Origin of the sequence: Streptomyces sp. CC224B, from assembly GCF_030010595.1 — a bacterium.
In the GTDB taxonomy this organism is placed as follows: Bacteria; Actinomycetota; Actinomycetes; order Streptomycetales; family Streptomycetaceae; genus Streptomyces; species Streptomyces longispororuber.
In genome coordinates this window covers 29,530-40,488 of sequence record NZ_JASCXL010000083.1, presented here as the reverse complement: position 1 = coordinate 40,488, position 10,959 = coordinate 29,530, and the positions used below count along the sequence as shown (strand labels likewise).

Genomic DNA, 10,959 nt, shown 5'->3' with positions numbered 1-10,959 from the left:
CCCGCCCCCCCCCCCCGCCCGCCCCCGCGCGGGGCCCGCCCCCCCCGCCGGGTGGGGCCCCGCCCCCGCTGGGGGGCGCCCCCCGCGCCGAGGCGCCCCTCCGCCACCGGTAAAGTCCACCCAAAAATTGAAGCAAGAAGAATTTACTAGTGACTAGGATTCCGTGGCGATTCCGAGTCGGGTAGGCTGGCCGCGAGCCAGCCAAAGACGACCGAGCGACGCCCCAGTCACCCAGAGTCACGACGACCGACCCGCGAAGGCCGGCACACCAGGCGGCCCGAAGGGATCGCCGGGCCGCCGGGGATCACCTTGCCGACAATGCGGCAGGCCCCGCCATCCGCATTTTCACAGAACGTCACACCGCCGCCGCCGACGCCACTCGGCGTTTGCCTGCCGAACGTATGCGGATCGAAAAAATCTCTTAAAAATCCGCCGGTAACACCTATGCGTTGGTGCAGCGCAAAACTACGTCGACTACGGTGATGATCATCACGGGTGCTACGGTTGCGCCGCCTACGGGGAGGGTTGCACGCTACGAAAATGAGTATCAACCAGGCAAACATCAGTGAGCACGCGACCAGGGAGATAAGCTCCCTGTTCGACCGCTACGTCCTCGGGCTCGACTACGACGAACTCGACGACGAGTGGGCCCGCAGTCTTTTCACGGACGACGTACTCATCGAATTCCCCATCAGTCGGCACGCGGGAATCGAAGGCCTCGTCGACTATCACCGGAAGGCGCTTTCCATGTGGGCCGCGACCCACCATGTGAACACGCCGGCGATCGTGAGTGCCAACGCGGACAGGGCGACGCTGCGCGCCAATATGATGGCGGTGCGTGTGCACCACGAGCGGGCGGGCGCGACGCGCGAGCACTATTCTTCCGGCACCTGTGTCACGGGTGACGCGGTGCGTACCGAGCGCGGCTGGCGCCTTTCTCGTCTTTCGTTCCAGCTGATCTGGAAGACGGGTACCCCGCCGGATTGAACGCGTGGGCATCGACGCCCATGAGGAAAAAGCGCAGAACGGGGGAGCTCCACACACATGAAAGCGATTCCTCAACCGCAGATACTCGAAGCCCACGACACCGAGCGTGGCGCGACGGTCCGCTCGATCTTCGGCCGGCGCGGGGCGCCGGCCTCACCGTCGTCACCGCCGCCCCGGAACATCTCGGACAGCTGGCGCGTCCTCGTCGTCGAGGGCGATCAGGCCGACCGCGCGGCGCTCACCGAAGCACTCGCGCGACAGGGCCACGACGTCGGTGCCGTCAGCTCGGGCGCGGACGCGCTGGCGGCGCACGAGGCCGCCGACCTCGTCCTGCTCGACCTCGATCTGCCGGATCTGGACGGCCTCGAGGTGTGCCGTGAGATCCGGGCCGTCCACGACACCCCGGTCATCGCCGTCACCTCGCGCGGGTCCGAGCTCGACTGCGTGCTCGCGCTCCAGGCCGGGGCGGACGACTACGTGATCAAGCCGTACGGCCTGCGGGAGCTCATGGCACGGCTGCAGGCGGTGATGCGGCGGGCGCGCCGGACCGCGTGCGCCGACACGGGCACCGACACGGGCACCGACGGCGCGGCCGTCCTCGAACACGGCCCGCTCCGGATCGACAGCGGGTCGCGCGAGGTGCGGATGTGCGGCCGGCCGGTCCCGGTCACGCGCAAGGAGTTCGATCTGCTCGCCCTCCTCGCCAGCGCCCCGAGGCGGGTCGTCTCGCGGGAATCCATCATGCACAAGGTCTGGGGGGAATCCTGGTCCCGCCGTACCGTCGACACCCACGTCAGCAGCCTCAGGAACAAGCTGGGCGGCCCGGAATGGATCGTCACCGTGCGAGGAGTGGGGTTCAAGCTCCGCAACCTGACCTGAGAGCACGTCCTGCCTGCCAGTTAAAGCTGCGATGACAGTTCCCGTGCGATGAATTGACATTCACCGCACCTGGCCCTGTGAAACCCCTCGTTATCGTGAGTCCGCAGGAAGCGATAACTCCGATCGAGGGGTCCCATGGCGAACACCGACACCGACACCGACGAGACGACCGAACTCGTCGATTTCCCCATCCAGCGCACGTGCCCGTTCGCTATTCCGCCGGTCTACACCAAGTTCCGGGAGGAGGCACCCGTCAGCCAGGTGGTCCTCCCGGACGGCGGAAAGGCGTGGCTGGTCACCAAGTACGACGACGTACGGGCCGTGATGGCTCATCCCAAGCTCAGCTCGGACCGCCGCAAGAAGGAATTCCCGGTCGTGGTCCCCGGGCAGAACGCGGCGCTGGCCAAACACGCCCCATTCATGATCATCCTGGACGGCGCGGAGCACGCCGCGGCGCGGCGTCCGGTCATCAGCGAATTCTCGGTGCGGCGGGTCGCCGCGATGAAACCGCGCATTCAGGAGATCGTCGACGGATTCATCGACGACATGCTGAAGATGCCGAGGCCCGTCGACCTGAACCAGGTCTTCTCGCTGCCCGTTCCGTCACTGATCGTCTCCGAGATCCTCGGTATGCCTTTCGAGGGGCACGAGTACTTCATGGAGCTGGCGGAGGTCCTGCTGCGCCGCACCACCGACGAACAGGGCCGCATCGCCATCTCGGTCGAGCTGCGCGCGTACATGGACAAGCTGGTCGAGGAGAAGATCAGCAACCCGGGCGACGACCTGCTCAGCCGGCAGATCGAGCTCCAGCGGCAGCAGGGCGGCATCGACCGGGCACAGCTCGCCAGCCTGTGTCTGCTGGTGCTCCTCGCCGGGCACGAGACCACGGCCAACATGATCAACCTCGGCGTGTTCTCGATGCTCACGCGGCCGGAGCTGCTCGCGGAGATCAAGGACGACCCCTCGAAGACGCCGAAGGCCGTCGACGAACTGCTGCGCTTCTACACGATCCCGGACTTCGGCGCGCACCGCCTCGCCATGGACGACGTCGAGATCGGCGGCGTCCGCATCCGCAAGGGCGAGGCCGTCATCGCCTCCACCTTCGCCGCGAACCGCGACCCCGGGCGGTTCGATGACCCGGAGAAGCTCGACTTCTCCAGGGACGCGCGGCACCACGTGGCCTTCGGCTACGGGCCGCATCAGTGCTTGGGGCAGAACCTCGGCCGCCTGGAGCTCCAGGTCGTGTTCGACACGCTGTTCCGGCGGGTGCCGGATCTGCGCCTCGCCGTGCCGGCCGAGGAGCTGTCGTTCAAGAGCGACGCGCTGGTGTACGGCCTCTACGAGCTGCCCGTGACCTGGGGGGAGAGCTGATCATGAAGATCGAGAAGGACCATGACCGCTGTATCGGCGCGGGGCAGTGCGTGCTGACCGAGCCGAGGATCTTCGACCAGGACGACGACGGCCTGGTGCGCGTCCTGACCGAGCGGCCGCGGGGCGCCGACGAGACCGCCGCCCGCACAGCGGTTTTCATCTGCCCGGCGAAAGCACTGTCCCTCGTGGAGGAGTGACCGCACCACGAAACCGCGCCGGTTCCTTTCCCTGCCGGGGAAAGGAACCGGCGCGGTTTCTCCTGTCGCCCCTCGCCGACGGGCTTTCGCCCCCGGCCCGTGGGCGCGGTCAGTCGTCGTGCATGCCCTGATCGTCGCCGGAAGTCCAGACGGGCTCTATTTCGATACGGGACAGCAGCCATGCCTGTCCGGCGTTCCGCACGGCGGTGAAGGTGTACCGAGCACCCATGTCGAAATGCTGTCCCGCCCCCGCACGGCTGACATGCACCGCCGTGACATTCGCGTGAATGGTCGCGGTGTCACCCCGCGGTTCGGCGAGCACATTGCTGACGGTGTGCACGGTGCTCGCCCAGATCAGGTCGTCACGCAGCATGCCGGCCAGCGCTTCCCGGCCCTCGATCCGGATGTCCGGCACCACCTCCATCGTCACATCCGCAGTGAATACCGTGGTCAGCGCCTCGTGGTCGCGGCGGTCGACCGCCTGCGCGAAACGCGCCACCAGCTCCTGCAGTGCGAAGAGGTCCGCCATGCGCTCGATCGTGGTGGCCGTGTCCAAGTGGGTCATGCCGGTGATTGTGCGCCGCGCCGGGCAGCGCCGCCCGGGGTTTCGAGGTCCTCTGACACAGATCTGACAAAGATTTATCTCTGTGCGCTCCACTGAACCCGCAGTACGCAAAGTCCCCGGGAAAGCCTGCGGAGTCCTGAAGTAATCCGTATTGAAACCTGTACGGGGCACCGGAAGACTCGTTCTCGTCGTCGGCGGCCGGTTTCCCCGGCCGGTCCTGAATTCAGACGACTCGAGATACGGAGTGGAAAGCATGCACAGCAGTGTCATCGTGGGCAGGCTCAAACCTGGCTCCACCGAAGATATCGCCGGCGCCTTCGCGAAGCTGGACGACGAACAGTCCGGCCCCCGGAATCTCCTGCGTCGCCAGCTCTTCGCGTACAAAGGCGTGTACATCCACCTCCAGGACCACACCGGGGAGAACCTGACCGAGGTCGTGGAGCACGGCGCCGACTCGGCCCTCGCCCCCTTCGTCGACGCCTACACCCCGGCCGCCGCCGCGCCGTCGGACCGGGTCGCGACCCGCTTCTACGCGTGGCACGGGGAGCCGGTCGGCGCCCCGCACCGGATGTACAGCACCATGATCGTGGCCCGGCTCGACGCCGCCGACATCGACACCGTCGCGAAGCTGTTCGGCGAGTTCGACACCGGCACCGAGCTGCCGCACACCATGGGCACCCGGCGCCGCCAGCTGTTCGCCTACAACGGCCTCTACTTCCACATCCAGGACTTCGAGTCCGACGACGGCGGCCGGCTCATCGAGGAGGCGAAGTCCGACCCCCGCTTCATCGGGATCCAGCAGGACCTGCTGCCGTACATCCGCGTCTTCGACCCCGCGACCTGGCGCTCGCCCTCCGACGCCATGGCCTCGCGCTTCTACACCTGGCAGGTCCCGGCATGAGCGGGCGGCGCGTGGTCGTCACCGGGATGCAGGTACTGGCCCCCGGCGGCGTGGGCACGGACGCCTTCTGGTCCCTGCTGAGCGAGGGCCGTACGGCCACCCGTTCCATCTCCTTCTTCGACGCCTCCCCGTTCCGTTCCCGCGTGGCCGCGGAGATCGACTTCGATCCGTACGAGCACGGTCTGACCCCGCACGAGGTGCGGCGCATGGACCGTGCCGCGCAGTTCGCGGTGGTCGCGGCGCGCGGCGCCGTCGCCGACAGCGGCCTGGAGACGGGCGCCCTGGACCCCTACCGCATCGGCGTCACCATCGGCAGCGCGGTGGGCGCCACCATGAGCCTCGACGAGGACTACCGCGTCGTCAGCGACGGAGGCCGGCTGGACCTGGTCGACCACGCCTACGCCGATCCCTTCTTCTACAACCACTTCGTGCCGAGCTCCTTCGCCGCGGAGGTCGCCCGCGACGTGGGCGCGCAGGGGCCGAGCAGCGTGGTGTCGGCCGGGTGCACCTCCGGTCTCGACTCGGTCGGGTACGCCGTCGAGCTGATCAGGGAGGGCACGGCCGACGTCATGGTCGCCGGCGCCACCGACGCGCCGATCTCGCCCATCACGATGGCCTGCTTCGACGCGATCAAGGCGACCACGCCGCGCCACGACGACCCGGAGCACGCCTCCCGGCCGTTCGACGGCACCCGCAACGGCTTCGTCCTCGGTGAGGGCGCGGCGGTGTTCGTGCTGGAGGAGCTGGAGAGCGCCCGCCGCCGCGGCGCGCGGATCTACGCGGAGATCGCGGGCTACGCGACGCGCAGCAACGCGTACCACATGACCGGCCTGCGCCCCGACGGCGCCGAGATGTCCGAGGCGATCGACGTCGCGCTCGGCGAGGCCCGGATGGACCCCACCGCGATCGACTACGTCAACGCGCACGGCTCGGGCACCAAGCAGAACGACCGGCACGAGACGGCCGCCTTCAAGCGCAGCCTCGGCGACCACGCGTACCGCACCCCCGTCAGCTCCATCAAGTCCATGGTGGGGCACTCACTGGGCGCCATCGGCTCCATCGAGATCGCGGCGTCGATCCTGGCGATCCAGCACGACGTGGTCCCGCCGACGGCGAATCTGCACACCCCCGACCCGCAGTGCGACCTCGACTACGTCCCGCTGACCGCGCGCGAGCAGATCGTCGACGCCGTGCTCACGGTGGGCAGCGGCTTCGGAGGGTTCCAGAGCGCGATGGTGCTGGCCTCGACCGAAAGGAGCGCGGCATGACGGCCGCTGTGGTGGTGACCGGGCTGGGCGTCGCGGCCCCCAACGGGCTCGGCGCGCGGGACTACTGGAGCGCGACCCGGGTCGGCAAGAGCGGCATCGGCCCGCTCACCCGGTTCGACGCGACGCCGTACCCGGCGAAGCTGGCCGGGGAGATCCGCGGCTTCGCGGCGGCGGAGCACCTGCCGAGCCGGCTGATGCCGCAGACCGACCAGGTCACCCGGCTCTCGCTGGTCGCGGCCGACTGGGCGCTCGCCGACGCCGGGGTCGACCCCGCCGACCTGCCCGCCTTCGACATGGGCGTGATCACGGCCAGTTCGGCGGGCGGCTTCGAGTTCAGCCAGAACGAGCTCAAGAACCTGTGGAGCAAGGGCGGCGAGTACGTCAGCGCGTACCAGTCGTTCGCGTGGTTCTACGCGGTCAACACCGGCCAGATATCCATCCGCAACGGCATGAAGGGCCCCAGCGGAGTCGTCGTCACCGACCAGGCCGGCGGCCTCGACGCGGTGGCGCAGGCCCGGCGGCAGATCCGCAAGGGCACGTCCCTGGTGGTGGCGGGCGCCGTGGACGCGCTGCTGTGCTCCTGGGGCTGGGTGGGGCTGCACACCAGCGGTCGGCTCAGCACCGAGCAGGAGCCCGGCCGTGCCTACCTGCCCTTCGACGACCGGGCGGCCGGCCATGTGCCCGGCGAGGGCGGCGCGCTGCTCATCCTGGAGGCCGCCGACTCCGCCCGGGCCCGCGGCGCCGAGGTGTACGGCGAGATCGCGGGCTACGCCGCCACGTTCGACGGCCGCGAGCCGGGCCTGCGCAAGGCCGTGGAACTCGCCCTCGCCGACGCCGGGCTCGCGGCGTCGGACGTGGACGTGGTGTTCGCGGACGGCGCGGCCGAGCCCGAGCTCGACGCGATCGAGGCACGGGCCCTCGTGGAGGTGTTCGGCGAGCGGGGGGTCCCGGTCACCGCGCCCAAGACGATGACCGGCCGCCTGTACGCGGGCGGAGCCGCCCTCGACCTCGCCACCGCCTTCCTGGCGATGCGGGAGGGCGTGATCCCCCCGACCGTCCACACGGACCCCGCCGACCGCTACGGCCTCGACCTGGTCGTCTCGCAGCCGCGCGCCGCCGAGGTGCGCACGGCGCTCGTCCTTGCCCGCGGCCACGGCGGCTTCAACTCGGCGATGGTCGTCCGCTCCTGAGCGGGCCGGGCCGCCTCCTCCCCCTCGCCCCCCACTCTCACCCCCTCGCCCCCTCTCTCACCCCCTCGCCCCCCACTCACCCCGAGCACGACAGCACGAAAGGCAGGACCCTCATGTCCCAGTCCGCGTTCACCCTCGACGACCTCAAGCGCATCCTCCTCGAAGGCTCCGGCGCCCCCGAGGGCGGTGGTCTCGACGGCGACATCCTCGACACCGACTTCACCGACATCGGCTACGACTCGCTCGCGCTGCTCGAGACCGCGAGCCGGATCGAGCGCGAGTACGGCATCGAGCTCGACGAGTCCGTCATCGGCGAGGCCACCACGCCGCGCGCCTTCCTCGACGCCGTCACCGGCCACCTCGCGACCGCGGCCGCCTGAGCGCGCCCGACCGGGGCCCGGCCGCCGCGGACCCGAGCCGCAGTCCCACGCAGCGGATTCGAACGGCGGGTCCCAGCAGCGGATCCAAGCAGCGGATCCAAGCAGCGGATCCAAGCAGCGGATCCAAGCAGCGGATCCAAGCAGCGGATCCAAGCAGCAGAACCCAGAAGCAGTCCCGAGAAACAGTCCCGAGAAGGGGAGAATGGGGGCAGAGATGACTCAGCAGGAGCAGCGCGTCGCCCTGGTGACCGGCGCGACCAGCGGAATCGGTCTGGCCGTGGCCCGGTTGCTGGCCGGGCAGGGCCACCGGGTGTTCATCGGTTCGCGTACCGAGGACAAGGTGCTCACCACCGTCAAGCAGCTGCGGGAGGAGGGGCTCGACGTCGACGGCACGGTCCTGGACGTCCGCTCGGGGGCGTCGATACGCGCCTACGTCCAGGCTGCCGTCGACCGGTTCGGCAGGGTCGACATCCTCGTCAACAACGCGGGCATCAGCGGCGGCGGCGTGACGGCCGACATCGCCGACGACCTGTGGAACGACATCGTCGAGACCAACCTCAACAGCGTGTTCCGGCTGACCCGGGAGGTCCTCACCACGGGCGGCCTGCGGGACAGGAGCTGGGGCCGGGTCATCAACATCGCCTCCACCGCCGGCAAGCAGGGCGTGGTCCTCGGCGCGCCCTACTCCGCCTCCAAGCACGGCGTCGTCGGCTTCACCAAGGCGCTGGGCAACGAGCTGGCGCCCACCGGGATCACCGTCAACGCCGTCTGCCCCGGCTATGTCGAGACGCCGATGGCCGAGCGCGTACGGCAGAACTACTCCCGCCTCTCCGGTGCGCCGGAGAGCGCCATCCTGGAGAAGTTCCAGGCCAAGATCCCGCTGGGCCGTTACTCGACGCCCGAGGAAGTGGCCGGCCTCGTGGGCTACCTGGCCTCCGACACGGCGGCGTCCATCACCTCCCAGGCGCTGAACGTCTGCGGCGGCCTCGGCAACTTCTGATCGCGCAGCGCCCGTTCGCGACCGTTCACCACCGTTTTCACCCGAGGAGCCCCATGCCGTCCGAACTGCGGACAACCGAGCACGAGATCAAGATCGCGGCACCGGCCGAGAGCGTCTACCGGCTGCTCGCGCACGCGGAGAACTGGCCCCAGCTGTTCCCCCCGAACATCTACGTCGACCACGTGGAGCGCGGCGAGCGCGAGGAGCGCATCCGCGTCTGGGCGACGGCCGGCGACACCGTCAAGAACTGGACCTCGCACCGCACCCTGGACCCGCGGGCGCTGCGCATCACCTTCCGGCAGGAGGTCAGCACGCCCCCCGTGGCCGGGATGGGGGGAACGTGGCAGATCGAGGCCCTCGACTCGGGCGAGACCCTGGTGCGCCTCGGCCATGACTTCCGGGCGACCGACGACGAGCGCCTGGCCTGGCTGGAGGAGGTCGTGGACCGCAACTCCCGCTCCGAGCTGGACTCCTTGAAGGCGCTCGCCGAACCGGGCGGCAAGGCCGCCGCCGACGAACTGACCTGCTCCTTCGAGGACACGGTGCAGATCAAGGGCGCCGCCGAGGACGTGTACGACTTCATCTGGGAAGCCGGCCTGTGGAGCGAGCGGCTGCCGCACGTGGTCACGGTGCGCCTGGACGAACCCGCCCCGGGGATACAGACGCTGGAGATGGACACCCTGTCCAAGGACGGCAGCACCCACACCACGCGGTCACACCGCGTGGGCCTGCCCGGGCACCGCATCGCGTACAAGCAGACCACGCTGCCGGCGCTCATCACGCTGCACACCGGCTACTGGACCTTCACCCCGAACGAGGACGGTGTCGCGGCGTCCTCGCAGCACACCTTCACGGTCGACACCGACAACATCACCAAGGTGCTCGGTGCCGACGCGACGGCGCGGGACGCCATCGCCCACGTCCGCACCGCACTCAGCACCAACAGCATGGCGACGCTCGGCATCGCGAAGACGTACGCAGAAGGGCTCGCCGGGGACGGCCGGCCATGACCACGGCACCGTACGCCCCGGCCCCTGCCCGGCCGGTCGACCAGCAGCGCGTCACGCTGGACGCGGACGGCATCACGCTGTCCGCCCGGCTCGCCCGCCCGGCACACGTGCCGCCGAGGGCCACGGTGGTCGCGCTGCACGGGGCGGGGATGAGTGCCGCGTACTTCGACGGGCCCGCGCACCCGGAGACCTCGCTCCTGACAGTCGCCGCGGAGCTGGGTTTCCTGGTCGTGGCCGTCGACCGCCCCGGGTACGGCGGCTCGGCGCAGCGGCTCCCGCACGGCCAAGGGGTGGTGGCGCAGGCGGCGACCCTGGCCGCGGCGCTGCGAAACCTGTGCGCCCGGTACGACACGGGCGCGGGAATCCTCCTGATGGGGCACTCCTTCGGGTGCAAGCCGGCGTTGCGCATCGCGGCGGACGGCACGGTCCCCGGGCTCCTCGGCCTCGACCTGTCCGGCTGCGGGGACGAGTACCTGGCCTCCCCGGCCGCGCCGGCCACCCGCGCCGGCAGCTGGAAGCTCAACTGGGGTCCGCTGCGGCTGTATCCGCCGGGGACCTTTCAGTCCAGCATCGACGTCGTGGCCCCGGCCCCGGCCCGCGAGCTGGCGGACGCCGCCCGGTGGCCCGCCGTGTTCGCCGCGCTCGCGGAGCGGATCCGGGTCCCGGTCCGGTTCACCTTCGCCGAGCACGAGGCGTGGTGGCGCCGCGACCACCAGGCGCTCGCGCGGCTGCGCGGCAGGCTGGCCGCGGCGCCCCGGGTCCTGATCGACCACCAGCCCGACGCGGGCCACAACATCAGCCTCGGCTGGGCGGCCCGCGCCTACCACCTGCGGGCGCTCGGCTTCGCGGAGGAGTGCCTGCGCCGCCGGCCGACGGGAACGGAGCACCGATGACCGCCGTGGTGCCCGTGCCGCTGCCGCCCGTCGAGGACGGTGAGCACCCCCTGGTCGCCGTCCTCGGCATCTTCGCCCCCGGCGCCGCCGGCGTCACGGGCACCGCCGGCGGCGCCGAGCGGCAGCGTGCGGACGACGCGGACCCGCTGCCGTACGACGCCAACTCCGTTCCCTACGAAGCGATCACCCGGCGCCTGGCCCGTCTCGGGCTGAGCTGACCGGACCGTGAGGAGGACTGACGTCACCGTGCACACCGTCCAAGAACCCGGGGCCCCGATGACCGACACCGGGAGAGACCCGTACGAGACGCCCGCTCCG

At 70.2% G+C, this 10,959-nt stretch carries 13 protein-coding genes and 1 pseudogene; 13 read left to right on the top strand and 1 reads right to left on the bottom strand.

The genetic code is table 11. From position 1 onward, the window contains the following. Positions 1-540 precede the first annotated feature (540 nt). The 4 genes from QK440_RS28710 (at position 541) to QK440_RS28695 (ending at position 3,434) form a co-directional block, all read left to right on the top strand. The gene (locus tag QK440_RS28710) at positions 541-987 is read left to right on the top strand and encodes a nuclear transport factor 2 family protein (RefSeq protein ID WP_282796128.1); all 447 of its coding nucleotides are present in this window, start codon (positions 541-543) and stop codon (positions 985-987) included. Between the two features lie 180 nt (positions 988-1,167). Next, positions 1,168-1,866 carry a response regulator transcription factor gene (locus QK440_RS28705; protein WP_282796132.1) on the top strand — a complete coding sequence of 233 codons (699 nt, stop codon included), beginning with the start codon at positions 1,168-1,170 and terminating at the stop codon, positions 1,864-1,866. A gap of 135 nt (positions 1,867-2,001) precedes the next feature. After that, the gene (locus tag QK440_RS28700; RefSeq protein WP_282796127.1) at positions 2,002-3,237 is read left to right on the top strand and encodes a cytochrome P450; all 1,236 of its coding nucleotides are present in this window, start codon (positions 2,002-2,004) and stop codon (positions 3,235-3,237) included. Positions 3,238-3,239: 2 nt separating this feature from the next. Beyond that, positions 3,240-3,434, top strand: coding sequence for a ferredoxin (locus tag QK440_RS28695; protein WP_282796126.1), 195 nt, complete (start codon positions 3,240-3,242; stop codon positions 3,432-3,434). 109 nt (positions 3,435-3,543) lie between these two features. Here the strand turns inward: QK440_RS28695 and QK440_RS28690 are convergent, their stop codons facing one another. Then, positions 3,544-3,999: a nuclear transport factor 2 family protein gene (locus QK440_RS28690; RefSeq protein ID WP_282796125.1), complete on the bottom strand. Its 456-nt coding sequence runs from the start codon at positions 3,997-3,999 to the stop codon at positions 3,544-3,546. 253 nt (positions 4,000-4,252) lie between these two features. Between QK440_RS28690 and QK440_RS28685 the strand changes: the two are divergent. The 9 genes and pseudogenes from QK440_RS28685 to QK440_RS28645 all read left to right on the top strand — a co-directional run. After that, positions 4,253-4,525, top strand: a pseudogene (locus QK440_RS28685) (TcmI family type II polyketide cyclase); the annotation flags it as partial. Positions 4,526-4,567: 42 nt separating this feature from the next. Continuing rightward, a complete protein-coding gene (locus tag QK440_RS28680) occupies positions 4,568-4,900 on the top strand; it encodes a TcmI family type II polyketide cyclase (RefSeq protein ID WP_282796131.1) in 333 nt (110 codons plus the stop codon). Continuing rightward, positions 4,897-6,168 (top strand): beta-ketoacyl-[acyl-carrier-protein] synthase family protein, encoded by a 1,272-nt coding sequence (locus QK440_RS28675; protein ID WP_282796124.1) that lies wholly within the window; start codon positions 4,897-4,899, stop codon positions 6,166-6,168. The genes QK440_RS28680 and QK440_RS28675 overlap by 4 nt, the downstream gene beginning before the upstream one ends. Further along, entirely contained in the window at positions 6,165-7,358 is a 1,194-nt protein-coding gene (locus tag QK440_RS28670) for a ketosynthase chain-length factor (protein WP_282796123.1), read from the top strand. The genes QK440_RS28675 and QK440_RS28670 overlap by 4 nt, the downstream gene beginning before the upstream one ends. 113 nt (positions 7,359-7,471) lie before the next feature. Further along, a complete protein-coding gene (locus tag QK440_RS28665; protein ID WP_282796122.1) occupies positions 7,472-7,738 on the top strand; it encodes an acyl carrier protein in 267 nt (88 codons plus the stop codon). Positions 7,739-7,952: 214 nt separating this feature from the next. Further along, the gene (gene fabG, locus QK440_RS28660) at positions 7,953-8,738 is read left to right on the top strand and encodes a 3-oxoacyl-ACP reductase FabG (protein WP_282796121.1); all 786 of its coding nucleotides are present in this window, start codon (positions 7,953-7,955) and stop codon (positions 8,736-8,738) included. Between the two features lie 53 nt (positions 8,739-8,791). After that, the gene (locus tag QK440_RS28655; RefSeq protein WP_282796120.1) at positions 8,792-9,748 is read left to right on the top strand and encodes an aromatase/cyclase; all 957 of its coding nucleotides are present in this window, start codon (positions 8,792-8,794) and stop codon (positions 9,746-9,748) included. Beyond that, the gene (locus tag QK440_RS28650; RefSeq protein ID WP_282796119.1) at positions 9,745-10,641 is read left to right on the top strand and encodes an alpha/beta hydrolase; all 897 of its coding nucleotides are present in this window, start codon (positions 9,745-9,747) and stop codon (positions 10,639-10,641) included. The genes QK440_RS28655 and QK440_RS28650 overlap by 4 nt, the downstream gene beginning before the upstream one ends. Further along, positions 10,638-10,859 (top strand): hypothetical protein, encoded by a 222-nt coding sequence (locus tag QK440_RS28645; protein WP_282796118.1) that lies wholly within the window; start codon positions 10,638-10,640, stop codon positions 10,857-10,859. The genes QK440_RS28650 and QK440_RS28645 overlap by 4 nt, the downstream gene beginning before the upstream one ends. Positions 10,860-10,959: the final 100 nt, after the last annotated feature.

Bases quoted from the DNA above. Each gene is read 5' to 3' on its own strand.
- QK440_RS28690 (WP_282796125.1), bottom strand. From the start codon at position 3,999: ATGACCCACTTGGACACGGCCACCACGATCGAGCGCATGGCGGACCTC.
- QK440_RS28710 (WP_282796128.1), top strand. From the start codon at position 541: ATGAGTATCAACCAGGCAAACATCAGTGAGCACGCGACCAGGGAGATA.
- QK440_RS28680 (WP_282796131.1), top strand. From the start codon at position 4,568: ATGTACAGCACCATGATCGTGGCCCGGCTCGACGCCGCCGACATCGAC.
- QK440_RS28645 (WP_282796118.1), top strand. From the start codon at position 10,638: ATGACCGCCGTGGTGCCCGTGCCGCTGCCGCCCGTCGAGGACGGTGAG.
- QK440_RS28655 (WP_282796120.1), top strand. From the start codon at position 8,792: ATGCCGTCCGAACTGCGGACAACCGAGCACGAGATCAAGATCGCGGCA.
- fabG (WP_282796121.1), top strand. From the start codon at position 7,953: ATGACTCAGCAGGAGCAGCGCGTCGCCCTGGTGACCGGCGCGACCAGC.
- QK440_RS28695 (WP_282796126.1), top strand. From the start codon at position 3,240: ATGAAGATCGAGAAGGACCATGACCGCTGTATCGGCGCGGGGCAGTGC.
- QK440_RS28700 (WP_282796127.1), top strand. From the start codon at position 2,002: ATGGCGAACACCGACACCGACACCGACGAGACGACCGAACTCGTCGAT.
- QK440_RS28670 (WP_282796123.1), top strand. From the start codon at position 6,165: ATGACGGCCGCTGTGGTGGTGACCGGGCTGGGCGTCGCGGCCCCCAAC.
- QK440_RS28650 (WP_282796119.1), top strand. From the start codon at position 9,745: ATGACCACGGCACCGTACGCCCCGGCCCCTGCCCGGCCGGTCGACCAG.
- QK440_RS28675 (WP_282796124.1), top strand. From the start codon at position 4,897: ATGAGCGGGCGGCGCGTGGTCGTCACCGGGATGCAGGTACTGGCCCCC.
- QK440_RS28665 (WP_282796122.1), top strand. From the start codon at position 7,472: ATGTCCCAGTCCGCGTTCACCCTCGACGACCTCAAGCGCATCCTCCTC.